At 62.7% G+C, this 16132-nt stretch carries 16 protein-coding genes; 9 read left to right on the forward strand and 7 right to left on the reverse strand.

What is annotated here, in order from left to right; translation table 11 throughout:
• Nucleotides 1–5: 5 nt before the first annotated feature.
• Both rpsP and ffh read right to left on the reverse strand, forming a co-directional pair.
• On the reverse strand, nucleotides 6–257 hold the full coding sequence (rpsP, locus tag MRY17_RS20835) for a 30S ribosomal protein S16 (protein WP_003238923.1): 252 nt from the start codon (nucleotides 255–257) through the stop codon (nucleotides 6–8).
• Between the two features lie 251 nt (nucleotides 258–508).
• The gene (gene ffh / locus MRY17_RS20840) at nucleotides 509–1885 is read right to left on the reverse strand and encodes a signal recognition particle protein (protein ID WP_010207982.1); all 1377 of its coding nucleotides are present in this window, start codon (nucleotides 1883–1885) and stop codon (nucleotides 509–511) included.
• A 234-nt stretch (nucleotides 1886–2119) separates the two neighbouring features.
• Here ffh and MRY17_RS20845 point away from each other — a divergent pair, with 234 nt between their 5' ends.
• The 3 genes from MRY17_RS20845 (at nucleotide 2120) to MRY17_RS20855 (ending at nucleotide 5851) form a co-directional block, all read left to right on the forward strand.
• Entirely contained in the window at nucleotides 2120–2932 is an 813-nt protein-coding gene (locus tag MRY17_RS20845; RefSeq protein ID WP_191952370.1) for a cytochrome C assembly family protein, read from the forward strand.
• A gap of 12 nt (nucleotides 2933–2944) precedes the next feature.
• Complete coding sequence (locus MRY17_RS20850) at nucleotides 2945–4183, forward strand: transporter associated domain-containing protein (RefSeq protein WP_181285834.1); 1239 nt, start codon at nucleotides 2945–2947, stop codon at nucleotides 4181–4183.
• Nucleotides 4184–4540: 357 nt separating this feature from the next.
• Nucleotides 4541–5851 (forward strand): MFS transporter, encoded by a 1311-nt coding sequence (locus MRY17_RS20855; RefSeq protein ID WP_181283474.1) that lies wholly within the window; start codon nucleotides 4541–4543, stop codon nucleotides 5849–5851.
• Between the two features lie 105 nt (nucleotides 5852–5956).
• On the opposite strand, the gene purT is transcribed toward MRY17_RS20855, so the two are convergent.
• From purT to MRY17_RS20880, 5 genes are all read right to left on the reverse strand, one after another.
• Nucleotides 5957–7138 (reverse strand): formate-dependent phosphoribosylglycinamide formyltransferase, encoded by a 1182-nt coding sequence (purT, locus tag MRY17_RS20860; protein ID WP_243352780.1) that lies wholly within the window; start codon nucleotides 7136–7138, stop codon nucleotides 5957–5959.
• 69 nt (nucleotides 7139–7207) lie between these two features.
• Nucleotides 7208–7675 (reverse strand): VUT family protein, encoded by a 468-nt coding sequence (locus MRY17_RS20865; protein ID WP_243352781.1) that lies wholly within the window; start codon nucleotides 7673–7675, stop codon nucleotides 7208–7210.
• Between the two features lie 149 nt (nucleotides 7676–7824).
• A complete protein-coding gene (locus MRY17_RS20870; RefSeq protein ID WP_181283477.1) occupies nucleotides 7825–8040 on the reverse strand; it encodes a DUF1289 domain-containing protein in 216 nt (71 codons plus the stop codon).
• Nucleotides 8037–8561 (reverse strand): gamma carbonic anhydrase family protein, encoded by a 525-nt coding sequence (locus MRY17_RS20875; RefSeq protein ID WP_243352782.1) that lies wholly within the window; start codon nucleotides 8559–8561, stop codon nucleotides 8037–8039. The genes MRY17_RS20870 and MRY17_RS20875 overlap by 4 nt, the downstream gene beginning before the upstream one ends.
• A gap of 36 nt (nucleotides 8562–8597) precedes the next feature.
• Entirely contained in the window at nucleotides 8598–9200 is a 603-nt protein-coding gene (locus MRY17_RS20880; RefSeq protein WP_017736785.1) for a CoA pyrophosphatase, read from the reverse strand.
• Nucleotides 9201–9347: 147 nt separating this feature from the next.
• Here MRY17_RS20880 and MRY17_RS20885 point away from each other — a divergent pair, with 147 nt between their 5' ends.
• From MRY17_RS20885 to ptsP, 6 genes are all read left to right on the forward strand, one after another.
• Nucleotides 9348–9896, forward strand: coding sequence for an NUDIX hydrolase (locus MRY17_RS20885; RefSeq protein WP_124359693.1), 549 nt, complete (start codon nucleotides 9348–9350; stop codon nucleotides 9894–9896).
• Nucleotides 9897–9933: 37 nt separating this feature from the next.
• A complete protein-coding gene (locus tag MRY17_RS20890) occupies nucleotides 9934–10437 on the forward strand; it encodes a L,D-transpeptidase family protein (RefSeq protein WP_065887515.1) in 504 nt (167 codons plus the stop codon).
• 261 nt (nucleotides 10438–10698) lie between these two features.
• Nucleotides 10699–11457, forward strand: a complete 759-nt coding sequence (locus MRY17_RS20895) for a GntR family transcriptional regulator (RefSeq protein ID WP_104504623.1) — start codon at nucleotides 10699–10701, stop codon at nucleotides 11455–11457.
• A gap of 10 nt (nucleotides 11458–11467) precedes the next feature.
• Entirely contained in the window at nucleotides 11468–12574 is a 1107-nt protein-coding gene (nagA, locus tag MRY17_RS20900; RefSeq protein WP_243352783.1) for an N-acetylglucosamine-6-phosphate deacetylase, read from the forward strand.
• Nucleotides 12555–13577, forward strand: coding sequence for an SIS domain-containing protein (locus MRY17_RS20905; protein WP_243352784.1), 1023 nt, complete (start codon nucleotides 12555–12557; stop codon nucleotides 13575–13577). The genes nagA and MRY17_RS20905 overlap by 20 nt, the downstream gene beginning before the upstream one ends.
• A gap of 30 nt (nucleotides 13578–13607) precedes the next feature.
• Nucleotides 13608–16121 (forward strand): phosphoenolpyruvate--protein phosphotransferase, encoded by a 2514-nt coding sequence (ptsP, locus tag MRY17_RS20910; RefSeq protein WP_181283483.1) that lies wholly within the window; start codon nucleotides 13608–13610, stop codon nucleotides 16119–16121.
• Nucleotides 16122–16132: the final 11 nt, after the last annotated feature.

Below are 16132 nucleotides of genomic sequence, written 5' to 3' on the forward strand. Positions count from 1 at the left end.
ATTGCTCAGGCTGCGGCCTTAGCCGAGTCTTTCAACAGCTTGGCAACGCGCTCGGATGGCTGTGCACCAACGCTCAGCCAGTAGGCTACGCGCTCTTGGTTCACGGACAGACGAACTTCCTGACCGCGAGCGATCGGGTTGAAGAAACCAACTTGTTCCTTGTGAGAGCCGTCACGTGGGTTGCGGCTGTCAGTTACGGTCAAGTGGTAAAACGGGCGCTTTTTGGAGCCGCCAAGGGCAAGACGGATTGTTAGCATGTGAACATCGTTCCTGTAGTCGGTGCTGCAAATCTAAATGCACAGCGGGCATAGGTGCCCGAAAGGCCGCATATTCTAAGGAATATCCGGACTTTTGCAAATGTCTTTTTCCGGCGCCTACCAGCGTGCCATTCAGATCTGCTATAGAGCCGTCGGTTAAAACGGCAAGTCAGCGCCCGCCAATGGCGGGTTTGCTGGAGATCCCGCATCCCTGCGGGTCGAAGCGCAAGCAGGGCCTGCGCTCGAATTCTTTACATCTTGGGCATGCCGCCGCCGGGCAACATACCGCCCATGCCGCGCATCATCTTGGCCATACCGCCCTTGGCGGAGAATTTCTTCATCATCTTCTGCATCTGCTTGTGCTGCTTGATCAAGCGACCGATGTCCTGCACCTGGGTACCGGAACCCATGGCGATCCGGCGTTTGCGCGAACCGCTGATCAGCTCAGGGTCGCGGCGCTCGGCCGGGGTCATGGAGTTGATGATGGCTTCCATCTGCTTGAACTGCTTTTCTGCCGCGCCCTGGGCATTGCCCATTTGCGCCAGGTTTACGCCGCCGATGTTCGGCAGCTTGTCCATCAGGCCGCCGAGGCCGCCCATGTTCTTCATCTGTTGCAGCTGATCGCGGAAGTCTTCAAGGTCGAAGCCCTTGCCCTTCTTCAGCTTTTTGGCAAGCTTGTCGGCCTTGTCCTTGTCGAGCGTGGCTTCGGCCTGCTCGATCAGGCTGAGCACGTCGCCCATGCCGAGGATGCGCGAGGCGATACGCTCGGGGTGGAACGGCTCGAGCGCGTCGCTCTTCTCGCCCATACCGATGAATTTGATCGGCTTGCCGGTGATGGCACGTACCGACAGCGCGGCACCGCCACGGGCATCGCCGTCGACCTTGGTGAGGATCACACCGGTCAACGGCAATGCATCACCGAAGGCCTTGGCGGTGTTGGCCGCATCCTGGCCGGTCATGGCGTCAACCACGAACAGCGTCTCGACCGGGTTGATCGCGGCATGCAGCGCCTTGATCTCGCCCATCATCTCTTCATCGATGTGCAGGCGACCGGCGGTATCGACAATGACCACGTCGATGAACTTGAGTTTTGCTTCTTTAATCGCCGCGTTGGCGATGTCGACCGGCTTCTGGCTCAGGTCCGAGGGGAAGAAGGTCACGCCCACTTCGCCCGCAAGCATTTCCAGCTGCTTGATGGCCGCCGGACGGTACACGTCGGCCGACACCACCATCACCGACTTCTTCTTGCGCTCTTTAAGGAAGCGCGCCAGCTTGCCGGCGGTGGTGGTTTTACCCGCGCCCTGCAGACCGGCCATCAAGACGACGGCCGGAGGCACGGCGCTGAGGTTCAGGTCTTCGTTGGCCGCGCCCATCAGGCTTTCGAGTTCGGCCTGGACGATCTTCACGAACGCCTGGCCCGGGGTCAGGCTGCGCGACACTTCAGTGCCGACCGCACGTTCCTTGACCGAGTTGACGAAATCCTTCACCACCGGCAAGGCCACGTCGGCTTCCAGCAACGCCATGCGCACTTCACGCAGGGTGTCTTTAATATTGTCCTCGGTCAGCTTGGCCTTGCCGGTGACATGGCGCAGCGTCTGCGAGAGACGGTCAGTCAGGTTTTCAAACATGCGCGATCCTTTCAGGCCCTATTCAACGATATGCATTGGTAGACCGAGGTAATGGCGGCCCAGGCTGCGGTAAATCGCTATTAAACATAGCGCTCGGCGAGCCTGCAGCGTGGGCAGGTCGCGGATTATAGCGAAGACTGCGCCCATGCACACCCGCTGTCTGGTGCGGGAGTCTTTCGTGCAGCGCGGGTGTGTGCCAAACTCAGCGCCTTTCGGGCTTGTCTATCAGGATTTATGCTCCCCTTGTCACCCAGTTTGCTATCCAGTCTCGCCGCCGCCATCGTGTATGCCGCTGCGACCCTCTATCAGGGCACTCGTCTGGCCCAAGGCGCCAAAGCGGACAAACGTCTGCTGACAGGCCTTGGCGTCCTCGCCCTGCTGGCCCATGCCGCCAGTCTGTTTACGCACCTGATGACCCCGGTGGGCCTGGGCCTGGATTTTTTCAGCGCCGCCAGCCTGATCGCCGCCGCCGTCATCGCACTGACACTGCTGGCGTGCTACCGGATTCCGGTCGAAAACCTGCTCGTACTGCTGTTCCCGCTGGGCATGCTCACGGTGCTGCTGGCGCAATTCGCCCCCACCGGCACCGTACAGGTGATCGATGAAGAGCCGGGCATTCTCGCGCATATCCTGTTGTCGATCCTCGCCTACGGCATGTTCACCATTGCAGTGTTCCAGTCCCTGCTGGTGCTGCTGCAAGACCACCAGCTCAAGCACAAGCACCCGTCCGGGCTGATCAAGAACTTCCCACCGCTGCAAACCATGGAAAGCCTGCTGTTCGGGTTCCTGTGGGCCGGCTGGACCTTGTTGTCGCTGTCGCTGATCTCCGGCTGGCTGTTCGTCGAGAACCTGTTCGCCCAGCACCTGGTGCACAAGACCTTGCTGGCCTGCCTGGCCTGGATCGTGTTCAGTGTGTTGCTGTGGGGCCGCAACCGCCTCGGCTGGCGCGGGCACAAGGCTATCCGCTGGACCCTGGCCGGTTTCTGCTTGCTGATGCTGGCCTATTTCGGCAGCAAGCTGGTTCGCGAATACATCCTGCATATCTGACGAGCGGCGATCATGGACAACTTGCCCCTTGGGCCGATGCTCGCCGTAATTGCCCTGCTGATTTTATGGGCGGCGCTGTTTACCGCCATCGAAGCAGCACAGCAACATCTGTTGGCCCTGCGCCCAGGCACCCGCCAGGGTGACAAGGCTGCCGCACGCCTGAGCTTCCCGCGCCACAGCCTGATCCTGTGCAACAGCCTGTGCCGCGCAGCCGTGGTCATTCTCTGCACACTGCTGGCGATCTACGCCTGGGCGCAGAACGGGCCATGGCTGGGCTGGCTGATCGCCTGCGCGCTGCTGCTGATCCTCGCCGACTACCTGCCCCGCGCCCTGGCCACCCGCAATCCGCACGCCATCCTGGGTTTCGGCAATGCGCTTTTGGGCGTACCGCTGAAAATCCTCTATCCCGCGGCCTGGCTGCTCAATGGCATCAGCCTGATGTTGCTGCGCCCGTTCGCGCGCAAGGCCGGCGTGGTGAAAAACAGCGACGAACCCTCGTCCGAGCACCACGACGAACCGCAACATGATGCCGATCAAGCGCATATGCCCGGCATGCCCGGCATCCATGCCCTGGACAACATCACCGTCAATGACATCCTGGTGCCGCGCAGTGAAGTGGACGGCATCAACCTGGATGACGCGATCGAAGACATCATCGAACAACTGCGCACTTCCCAGCGCACGCGGCTGCCGGTGTTCCACAGCGACATCAACCAGGTCGAAGCGGTGCTCAACACACGGCAGGTCCAGCATCTGCTGGCCGACGCCAGCCTGACCAAGGAAGCACTGCTGGCCGCCTGCCACGAACCCTACTTCGTGCCGGAAAGCACACCGTTGCAGCTGCAACTGCTCAATTTCCACAAGCAGCAGCGTCGCCTGGGCATGGTGGTGGACGAGTACGGCGAAGTGCTGGGCATCGTGACCCTGGAAGACATCCTGGAAGAAATCGTCGGCGAATTCGAAAGCGATCAGACGGTGGATAACCCGCACATCGAAGCCCAGCCCGATGGCCGCTACATCATCGACGGCGCAGCTTCGATCCGTGAACTGAACAAAAGCCTGGGCTGGCACCTGCCCAGCGACGGCCCCAAGACCCTCAATGGCCTGGTGACCGAGGCGCTGGAGACGATTCCAGACTGCGCGGTGTGCCTGAAGATTGGCCGCTATCGCCTGGAAATCCTCGAGACCGAGGACAACCGGGTAAGCAAGGTGCTGATCTGGCATACCAGCCACGTGCCCGTCGCCGCATAACCTTCTATAAAACCACAATCCAATGTGGGAGGGGACTTGCCCCCGATAGCGGTGTGTCAGTCACTGCATCAGGTGACTGACACACCGCTATCGGGAGCAAGCCCCCTCCCACATGTTGATTTGCGGCGCGGCTGTCACTTGTTGTAACTGCGAACCTCTTCCTATAATCCCTGCGGCTTACCCAAGCCCCCGCCCGACCGCGTGCTACCCGCACTCAGCGCGTCCAGGCAGCGCTTTACCATGTCTGACCGGTGTTTGCTCCCATCCCGAGCCGCTCCGCGCACACCCCTGATCCATGGGTGTACGACCAATAATAATCCGCGTCCAAACGCGCAATGACCGTCAGGGATTACCGCCATGAGCACGACCTATAACCAGGCCGCAACCGCCGCCCCGACCAACTCGACGGCCCGCGTTGCGACCGCGAGCATCGTCGGCACCGCCATCGAGTTCTACGACTTCTATATCTACGCCACGGCTGCCGCGCTGGTGATCGGCCCGGTGTTCTTCCCGCAGACGTCCGGCACCGCCCAGATGCTGGCGTCGTTCCTGACTTTCGGCATCGCTTTTATCGCCCGCCCGCTGGGCTCGGCGCTGTTCGGCCACTTTGGCGACCGTATCGGCCGCAAGTCGACACTGGTGGCCTCGCTGCTGCTGATGGGCGTGTGTACCACCCTGATCGGCTTGCTGCCCGGCTACGACAGCATTGGCGCCTGGGCACCGATCCTGTTGTGTGTATTGCGCTTCGGCCAAGGCTTGGGGCTGGGAGGGGAATGGGGTGGCGCAGCCTTGCTGGCGACCGAGAACGCGCCCAAAGGCAAACGCGCCTGGTTCGGTATGTTCCCGCAACTGGGCCCGTCGATTGGCTTTTTGGCGGCCAATGGTTTGTTCCTGATTCTGGCCATGAGCCTGAACGACGAGCAGTTCCGCAGTTGGGGCTGGCGCATTCCGTTCATCCTCAGCGCGGCGCTGGTGATGGTCGGCCTGTACGCACGGCTCAAGCTGCACGAGACGCCCGTATTCGCCAATGCCGTGGCCCATGAAAAACCGGTGAAGGTGCCGCTGGTGGAACTGTTCAGCCAGCATTGGTTGCCGGTGCTGCTGGGCGCCGCGTCGATGGTGGTGTGCTATGCGCTGTTCTATATCACCACGGCGTTTTCCCTGAGTTACGGGGTGTCGACCCTCGGCTACAGCCGCGAAACCTTCCTCGGTCTGCTGTGTTTTGCGGTGCTGTTCATGGGCCTGGCGACGCCGTTGGCGGCGCTGGCCAGCGACCGCTACGGGCGCAAGCCGGTGCTGATCGTCGGCGCGATCCTGGCGATGCTGTCGGGCTTTACCATGGAGCCGCTGCTGACCCACGGTTCGACCTGGGCCGTGGCGCTGTTCCTGGCGCTGGAGCTGTTCCTGATGGGCGTGACCTTCGCGCCGATGGGTGCGCTGCTGCCGGAACTGTTCCCGACCCGCGTGCGTTATACCGGCGCGTCGGCGGCGTACAACCTGGGTGGGATCGTGGGCGCGTCGGCGGCACCGTTCTTCGCGACCAAGCTGGTGGCGATGGGCGGGCTGAGTTATGTCGGGGGGTATGTGTCGGCGGCAGCGTTGCTGAGCTTGATTGCGGTGCTGTGCCTGAAGGAGACGCGGGATAATGATTTGAACAAGGTCGCCTGATAGTCAAAAACTGTAGGAGCGAGCTTGCTCGCGAAAAAGGTACATCCGACATCGCAAGGTGCCTGAAATACCTTCGCGAGCAAGCTCGCTCCTACAGGGGCCGTTTTAGAGCTCTACAACAATGGCCTGGGAAGCCCGGGTCGCCTTGGCCCGAGCAGCCTCAATCGACTCATCCCGTGCCAGCGCCACGCCCATACGGCGCTGGCCGTTCACTTCTGGCTTGCCAAACAGACGCAACGCCGTATCCGGCTCGCTCAACGCAGCACCCAGGTTGGCGAACGCGGTCTGGGTCGACTGCCCCTCCACCAGAATCACCGCCGAAGCCGAAGGCCCGAACTGGCGGATCAACGGGATCGGCAGGCCCAGGATGGCGCGAGCGTGCAACGCAAACTGCGACAGGTCTTGAGAAATCAGGGTCACCAGGCCGGTGTCATGGGGGCGCGGCGAGACTTCGCTGAACCACACCTGATCGCCCTTGATGAACAATTCCACGCCGAACAGGCCGCGACCACCGAGGGCCTCGGTCACTGCCTTGGCAACCCGCTCGGATTCGGCCAGGGCAACCGGGCTCATGGCCTGTGGCTGCCAGGACTCCTGATAGTCGCCCTTCTCCTGGCGGTGGCCGACCGGCGCGCAGAACGTAGTGCCGTCGACATGGCGCACAGTCAGCAAAGTGATTTCGTAGTCGAAATCGATAAAGCCTTCGATGATCACCCGGCCTTTGCCCGCACGCCCGCCTTCCTGGGCATAGTCCCAGGCTTTCTGCACATCGTCCGCGCTGCGCAGCAGGCTCTGGCCCTTGCCCGACGAACTCATCACTGGCTTGACCACACACGGGAAACCCAGGTCCTGCACGGCCTTGCTGTAGTCTTCGAAGGTGTCGGCGAAATGGTACGGCGAGGTCGGCAGGTCCAGCTCTTCAGCGGCCAGGCGACGGATGCCTTCGCGGTTCATGGTCAGCGAGGTGGCGCGCGCGGTCGGGATCACGGTGAAGCCTTCGGCTTCCAGCTCAACCAGGGTCGCCGTGGCGATGGCTTCGATTTCCGGCACGATAAAATGCGGCTTCTCCGCCTCGATCACCGCGCGCAACGCGGCACCATCGAGCATGTTGATCACATGGCTGCGGTGCGCCACCTGCATGGCCGGCGCATTGGCGTAGCGATCCACGGCAATCACTTCAACGCCCAGGCGTTGCAGTTCGATTACCACTTCCTTGCCCAGCTCACCGCAGCCACACAGCAAAACGCGGGTCGCGGTTGGCGACAATGGAGTTCCGATTCGGGTCATCTCAGGTCCTCAGGGGAGCGGATCATGGGGAGAAAGGCCGGCATTTTACATGAACTGCAAAAATTGGCCTCAGTTGGCGACAGCGCGGCGGCGGATGCGCCAGGCCATGATCAACCACACTGCGGTGACACCGGCGAATTTCGACACCAGCGCAGTGCCCGCCACGGCTGGGGTCAGTGCGCCGATCAGGCCGAAGAAGATAAAGGTATCCAGGGGAATGCTCAGCGCCGAACTTATCCACAGGCGGTCGTGCAGCGGGCGCCGGGTGATGCTGAACACCAGCCAGTCGATGCACTCGGACACCGCGAACGCCGTGGCACTGGCCAGGGCGATGGACGGATCGGAAGTGATGTAGGACAGCACCAGCGCCGCCAGCATGGCGATGATCGCGCCGTGGCCGAAGCGGGTTTGCACCATGTCGCGCAGGATGAAGACCAGGCCACCCCAGGCGGACCAGATCACGTCCAGGTGCGGGGCGGTGGAGAAGGCGAAGTTGATCAGCACGACGCTGCTGATGTAGGCGATCAGGAAGAGCATGGGGATGGAACCTGTGGGTAATGCCGCACAGGGTACACAATTACAGGGAGGTCGTCTGGGAGGGCCTCATCGGGGGCAAGCCCCCTCCCACCTTTTGAACTGTGAACACATTCAAGTGTGGGAGGGGGCTTGCCCCCGATAGCGGTAGTTCAGGCACCGGATTTCCCAGGCATCATCCACACTAACCCACCCGCCACCGCCCGCTCATGACACAACCCCAACACCACCCGGCGCTCGGCATTGTCCATGCGGCTCCAACGCGTAATCTCGTCAACCGTACGCTGGCAGCCAGTACAAATGTCATCATCGTCCAGCGCGCAAATACTCACGCACGGCGAGGCAACCGGCCGTTCAACCGCACTCATTGTTCCTGCTCAACCAGGTCCCGCGCATACCGCTGCGAATTGTGCACATAGTGCGCGGCACTGGCTTCGAGCATGCGTTTTTGCGCCTCGGTCAGCTCACGCACCACCTTGCCCGGTGAGCCCATCACCAGCGAACCGTCGGGAATTTCCTTGCCTTCGCCGATCAGCGAGTTCGCGCCGATGATGCAGTGCTTGCCAATCTTGGCGCCGTTGAGAATCACCGCATTGATGCCGATCAGGCTGTAGTCATCGACAGTGCAGCCGTGCAGCATGGCGTTATGGCCGACGGTCACGCCGGTGCCGAGGGTCAGCGGGTAGCCCATGTCGGTGTGCATCACACTGCCGTCCTGCACGTTGCTGTTCTTGCCGATCAGGATCAGTTCGTTGTCGCCACGCAATACCGCGTTGAACCAGACGTTGGCGCCCTCCTCCAGCTTGACCTTGCCCACCAGCGTGGCATTCGGTGCTACCCAACTGTTGGGATGCGTCTCGACGCGGGCGTCGCCCAGGCGGTATTTCATGGTCTTCCCTCACGGCTGCGCCATTCAAACGATGGCTTAGATATTGATGAAGCTCTTGGGTGGCTGGTGCAGGCTGATCTTGGCGTCGTCGTAAAGCAGGTTGATCAGCTCGACGATCATGATTGCCGTCAAGCCCCAGATCTTGTATTCGCCGAACCGGTAGCTGGGCACATACCAACTGCGGCCCTGATAGTCGATGCGGTGGGTATGCTCGCGAGGGTCCTGGCGAAAGAACTCCAGGGGCACGCTGAACACAGCCGCGATTTCGGCGTCGTTGGCCAGGTACTCGACGTAGTCGGGGATCACACCCACATAGGGCGTTACACGGATGCCGTGCAGGGAGATCAGCGGGCTCAACGGACCAATGACCTCGACCAGCCCCGGCGGCAGGCCGATTTCTTCTTCGGCTTCGCGCAGGGCGGTAAAGATCAGGTCCGGGTCTTCGGGGTCGCGGCGCCCGCCGGGAAAGGCCACTTCGCCGCCATGGGTCGACAGGCCGCTGGCGCGCAGGGTCAGGATCAGCTCGGGTTCGTCACTGCGGGTAATCGGTACCAGCACTGCGGCCTCGGGGAAACGCCCGTCGGTCTCCAGGGTGTGGGGAGTGTGATTGCTTACCCGGCGAAGTAGCTCGTCCAGCATGAGTCATCTCGGTCTGTTGGCTACCTTGCATCATGCACCAAAGCGAGCAGGCGCCCAACCCCAAAACCACCGGCGTGTCGCGAAACGACAACTTGCAGGAACGCCTGGCACCAAGCCAAGATGTGCCCACTCTCCAGGAACCCCAGCATGAATTTCTGCAGCCAGTGCGGTAAACCGGTCACCCAACGCATTCCCGAAGGCGACGCACGCCTGCGCTATGTGTGCGACCACTGCTCGACCATCCATTACCAGAACCCCAACATCGTCGCCGGTACCGTACCGGTATGGGGCGACAAAGTGCTGCTGTGCCGCCGTGCCATCGAACCGCGCCTGGGTTACTGGACCCTGCCTGCGGGCTTTATGGAAAACGGCGAAACCGTCGAACAGGCGGCCATGCGCGAGACACTGGAAGAAGCCTGCGCCCGGGTGCGCAACCTGAGCCTCTATACCTTGATCAATGTGCCGCACATCAGCCAGGTGCACATCTTCTACCGCGCCGAGCTGATCGACCTGGACTTCGCCGCCGGCCAGGAAAGCCTGGAAGTGAAACTGTTCGATGAAGCCGATATCCCTTGGTCCGAGCTGGCTTTCCGCACGGTCGGGCGTACCTTAGAATGCTTCTTCGCTGACCGTCGCCAACAGGCCTACCCGGTGCGCAGCGAGTCCGTGCCACCGCTGTCCAAGCCCGCCCAATAACACGCCGGCCGAGCGTCGCCAAAGGGATACCGTTTCAATGCGTTGGTTGCTTGCTCTGATCTGCCTGTCGTTCGCTGCCCTGTCCTCGGCCTCCACGGTGCAAACCCTGGGCGGCAAACCGGTCGAAAAAGTCCTGGTGCTCAAATCCGCCCACCAGTTGCAGTTGATCAACGACGGCAAGCCCCTCAAGACCTATCGCATATCCCTGGGTAAAAACCCGAAAGGTCACAAACTGATCGAGGGCGACCGCCGCACTCCCGAGGGCTTCTACTGGATCGACTGGCGCAAGACCAGCGAGCGGTTCAACCTGGCCATGCACATCTCCTACCCCAATATCAGCGACGCCGCCCGCGCGCGCCGCGAAGGGGTGAAACCGGGCAGCATGATCATGATCCACGGCACGCCCGACACCGAGGACTACCCGGAACAGTGGTTCCACACCCTGGACTGGACCGACGGCTGCATCGGCATGCGCAATGTGGACATGCGCGAAGTCTGGAGCCTGGTCAAGGACGGCACCCTGATCGAGATTCGGCCCTGACCGGCGGCCGCTGGTAAAATAATTCGAAAAAAATTCCTGCCCCAGGCAGCGCCTGCCGGTGAATACCAGTTCACTGCGCGGGCTGCGCACTTGCGCGCGCAGCAAAGACCTCTCTAATACCACTTGATACCATGCACCTTTAAGAAGCCCTGAAACCCGTGCCCGCACCGTTTTGGCGGCATTGACATGGTATTTAAGTGGTATTAATTTCCGGCCATTACCGGGCGACAACATTCCAATAACGCATCGGACACCTGACACATGAACCCCATCCTGGCCCTGCGCCCCGACGACAAGCAATCCACGCCGCTGTACCTGCAACTGGCCCGCAGCCTTGAAGCAGCGATTCATGCCGGCCAGTGGAAATCCGAGCAGGCCCTGCCCTCGGAACGTGCGCTCAGCGAGCAGTTGAGCATCTCGCGGGTCACTGCCCGCAAAGCGCTGGAGGTGTTGCTTGCCCAGGGTTTGATCCGCCGCAGTCAGGGCTCCGGCACCTTTATTACGCCGCGCCTGGAGCAACCGTTGTCACGCCTGTCGGGGTTCAGCGAAATGCTCCGGCTCAAGGGCTTCGTGCCCAGTTCGCAGTGGCTGGAGCGCGACATCACCCCGCCGACCCACGAAGAGCTGATCCGCCTGGGTCTGTCGCCCAGCGACAAAGTGGCGCGTCTCAAGCGCCTGCGCAAAGCCGATGACACGGTAATGGCGATTGAAATGACCACCATGCCCGCCTCCGTGCTGCCCCAGCCGCAAGCCATCGGCAATTCACTGTACGAATACCTGGAAAGCGTCGGCAAGCCCATCGTGCGCGCCCTGCAACATATCCAGGCGATCAATGCCTCGGACGAGTTCGCCAAGCTGGTGGGCATCGCCCCCGGCACTGCCATGCTGCTGATGACCCGGGTGGGCTACACCGCCGACAACACACCGATTGAAATCACCGACACCTACTGCCGCAACGACTACTACGACTTTGTCGCAGAGCTGCGCCGTCATGATTATTCCGCCGAATTGCGAATTTAGAGAACTGCCCATGTCCGAAGACAATATCCTCACGCCCAGCGGCTGGATGCGCGGCCGCCTGGTGCACGAGCACGGCAAAGTCGTCGCCATTGAAGGCACGCCGTGCGACCCGGCCGACAACGACCTGCCCTACCTGCTGCCGGGCTTTATCGACCTGCATGTGCACGGTGGCGGCGGCGCGGACATCATGGAGGGTGCCAACGCTTTCGAGACCATCACCCGTACCCACGTGCGGTTCGGCACCACCTCGCTATTGGCCACCACCATGACGGCGCCGGTGGACGAAATCACCAGCGTGCTCGGTGAACTCGGCAGGTTCTGCGAGCAACGCCCGGCAGGCAGCGCCCGGGTGCTGGGCGTGCACCTGGAAGGCCCCTACATCAACCCGGGTAAACTCGGCGCCCAACCCAACTTCGCCCACACCGCATTGATGGCCGAAGTCGAAGCCTACCTGCGCCTGGCGCCGATCCGCGTGATCACCATCGCCCCGGAAATCGCCGGCCACGACGGCCTGATCCGCGCCCTCAGCGAGCGCGGCGTGCGCATGCAGATCGGCCATACCCTGGGCAGTTATGAAGAAGGCGTCGCCGCCCTCGCCGCCGGCGCCACCAGCTTTACCCATTTGTACAACGCCATGAGCCCGCTGCATCACCGCGAGCCGGGCATCGTCGGCGCCGCGTTGGCCCACGCCAAGTATGCGGAGCTGATACCGGACTTATTGCATGTACATCCCGGCGCGATCCGCGTGGCCTTGCGCTCGATCCCGTGCCTGTACTGCGTCACCGATTCCACCGCCGCCGCCGGCATGCCCGATGGTGAATACAAGCTGGGCAGCCACACCGTGACCAAATGCCTGGGCGGCGTGCGCCTGGCCGACGGCACCCTGGCCGGCAGCACCCTGACCATGGACCAGGCGCTGCGCAACCTGGTGAAAATCGGCTTGCCGATCAGCGAAGCCTCGCAACGCCTGTCGCAGTTTCCTGCGGACTATTTGGGTCTGGAAGAACGCGGTCGCCTGCAACCCGGCAGCTTTGCCGACTGCGTGCGCCTGGACCGCTCCCTGACACTCACCGACGTAATGGTCGAAGGAGAAACCATTGACTTCAAAAATGCTTGAAGAGGCGCTGGCCTCCTGCGACGCCGTCGCGGCCCAACTGCAACGTCTGGACCCGCTGCTGGAAGAAGTGGCCGGCCGCCTGCGCCGCCAGCCGCCGCAAGTGGCGGTGACCATCGCGCGCGGCAGCTCCGACCACGCCGCCAGCTACTTCGCCTACCTGGCCATGCAGCATGTGGGCATTCCGGTGGCGTCATTGCCGATGTCGGTGGTGACCCTGTTGCAGGCGCCGATGAAGGTCAGCGGCCAGGTGGCGTTCGGGTTCTCCCAGTCGGGTCAGAGCCCGGACCTGGTCAACAGCCTGCGCCTGTTGCGCAAACGCGGCGCCTTGAGCATTTCGCTGGTCAACGCTGAAGATTCGCCTCTGCAGGCCGCCTGTGAATTTCATGTGCCGCTGTGCGCCGGGCCGGAACTCAGCGTGGCCGCGACCAAAAGCTTTATCGCCACCCTCAGCGCCAGCGCGCAGTTGATCGGGCACTGGAACCAGGAAGCCGACCTGCTGCAAGCCTGCCAGGCCTTGCCCGATGGCCTGCGCGATGCAGCCAGGCAAGATTGGCGCCTGGCCGTCGATGCGCTCAAAGACAGCCAACGCTTGATGGTGATAGGCCGTGGCGCCGGCTTTGCCATCGCCCAGGAAGCCGCGCTCAAGCTCAAGGAAACCTCGGCGATCCAGGCCGAGGCGTTCAGCAGCGCCGAAGTGCGCCACGGCCCGATGGCCCTGATCGACAAAGATTACCCGCTGCTGGTATTCGCCCCACGCGGCGCCGAACAAGCCGGCCTGTTGAGCCTGGCCGCCGACATGCGCCAGCGCGGCGCCCGCGTATTGCTGGCCGCGCCGGATGACATCGCCGAACGCGACCTGACCCTGAGCCGCGCCGAACACCCCAGCCTGGACCCGATCCTGGCGATCCAGAGCTTCTACGTAATGGCCGCCGGCCTGGCTGAAGCACGGGGGATGGACCCGGACCAGCCGCGCCACCTGAGCAAAGTCACCCGCACGCACTGAAGCGGCGTTTTCCTGATGAGTACCGTGCCCATGCCCAACAACAATAATCCATTGTCCCTCAGCGCCCCCTTGAGTGGGCCGGTGCTGGCCCTGAACCGCGTCCCCGACGAAGTGTTCGCCAGCGGCGCCATGGGCGACGGTATCGCTATCGACCCGTTGAACGACTGTCTGCATGCGCCTTGTGACGGCGTGATCATCCATGTCGCGCGCACCGGGCATGCCTTGACCCTGCGTGCCGACAACGGTGCCGAAGTGTTGATGCATGTGGGCATCGACACCGTGGAGCTCAATGGCGAGGGCTTTGCCTTGCTGGTGAAGAATGGCGCACGGGTGAGCGAGGGCCAGCCGCTGGTGCAGTTTGACCTGGACCGCATTGCGCGCCAGTGCAAGAGCCTGGTGAGCCTGATCATCCTGACCAACAGTGATCGCTTTGAACTGACGCCTTTGCCGCTGAAGACGGTCAAGGTCGGTGAGCCGTTGCTGCACATTGCTGCGCGCGCCACTGCCACCGTTCAAACAGCTGTGGATGACTCCAGCATTGAGGCCAGCGCCAGCGTACGCGTCACCCACCGGGGCGGTTTGCATGCACGCCCGGCCGCCCTGATTCGCAAGACGGCCCAGGGTTTCAGCAGCCGATCGCACCTGTACTTTGCTGACAAGTCGGCATCGTGCGACAGCCTGATTGGCTTGATGGGCCTGGGCATCGGCGAAGGCGACGAAGTGCGCGTAGTTTGCCGTGGCCAAGACGCCGAGGCGGCATTGCAAGGGTTGATCGCGGCATTGTCGGTAGCGGTCAGCGAAGAACATCACGCCCCGGCGGTCGCAGCTGCGCCACGTCGCGCCAGTGTGGAAGCCGATGTGTTGCAAGGCGTTTGTGCTGCGCCCGGCCTGGTGTGCGGGCCGCTGTTTCGCCTGACCGGCATCGAGCTACCGGAAGACACCGGCAATCATTCGGCCGACGAACAACAGCAATACCTCGACACGGCACTGGAGCAGGTGCGCGGCGAAATCCGCAGCACCCTCGAGCATGCCCGCCAACGCAAGAACGTCGAGGAAGAAGACATCTTCGCCGCCCACCTCGCGCTGCTCGAGGACCCGGCACTGCTGGAAACGGCCACCGACGCCATCGCCCACGGCAGCGCCGCCACCCACGCCTGGCGCGATGCGATCCAGGCCCAGTGCGCGGTGCTGTTGGCGTTGGGCAAGCCGCTGTTTGCCGAGCGCGCCAACGACCTGCGTGACCTGCAACAACGCGTATTGCGGGCCTTGCTGGGTGAGGCCTGGCACGTTGAGTTACCCGCCGGGTCGATTGTCAGTGCCCATGAACTGACCCCGTCGGATTTGCTGCAACTGAGTGAACAGCAGGCTGTGGGTATCTGTATGGCCGAAGGCGGCGCCACGTCACACGTCGCCATTCTTGCGCGGGGTAAAGGCTTACCCTGCGTGGTCGCGCTGGGTGCCGAGGTGCTGGATGTGCCCCAGGGCCAACGCGTGGTGCTGGATGCCGTCAATGGCCGGCTGGAACTGGCCCCCACGGACGAGCGCCATGCTGAAGTTCACCAGATTCGCGACGCGCAGAAGGTTCGCCGTCAGCAGCAACAGGCCCAGGCCCAATTGCCCGCCAGCACCACCGATGGCGTGAACATTGAAATCGCCGCCAATGTCGCCTCCAGCAGCGAGGCCCGGCTGGCGTTCGAAAACGGCGCCGATGGCGTCGGCCTGCTGCGCACCGAATTCCTCTTCGTCGACCGCCGCACCGCGCCGGATGAACAGGAACAGCGTCAGGCTTATCAGGCCGTGCTGGACGCCATGGGCGACAAGTCGGTGATCATCCGCACCATCGATGTGGGCGGCGACAAGCAGCTCGACTACCTGCCGCTGCCGGTCGAAGCCAACCCGGTGTTGGGCCTGCGCGGTATTCGCATGGCCCAGGTGCGTCCCGAACTGCTCGACCAGCAACTGCGCGCACTGCTGCAAGTCTCGCCGCTGGCGCGCTGCCGCATCCTCTTGCCAATGGTCAGTGAAGTGGACGAATTGCTGCAGATCCGCCAGCGCCTGGATGAACTGTGCGCCGAGTCGGGTTTGAGCCAGCGCCCCGAACTGGGTGTGATGATCGAAGTGCCCGCCGCCGCGCTGATGGCTGAACAGCTGGCCGAACATGCGGACTTTTTGTCCATCGGCACCAATGATTTGTCCCAGTACACCCTGGCCATGGACCGCGACCACGCAGGCCTCGCCGCCCGCGTCGATGCCCTGCACCCGGCCTTGCTGCGGCTGATCGCGCAAACCTGCGCCGGTGCAGCGAAACACGGGCGCTGGGTCGGCGTGTGCGGCGCCCTGGCCTCCGACCCGCTGGCCACGCCCGTGCTGGTCGGCCTGGGCGTTACCGAGCTGTCGGTGAGCCCGCCGCAGATCGGCGAAATCAAGGACCGCGTCCGCCACTTGGATGCGGCGCAATGCCGGCAACTGAGCCATGCGTTGCTCAACCTGAGCAGCGCCAAAGCCGTTCGCCAAGCCTGTCAACATCACTGGCCGCTGAGCTGAAAACAACAAGA

Origin of the sequence: Pseudomonas orientalis, assembly GCF_022807995.1 — a bacterium.
Classification (GTDB): Bacteria; Pseudomonadota; Gammaproteobacteria; order Pseudomonadales; family Pseudomonadaceae; genus Aquipseudomonas; species Aquipseudomonas orientalis_B.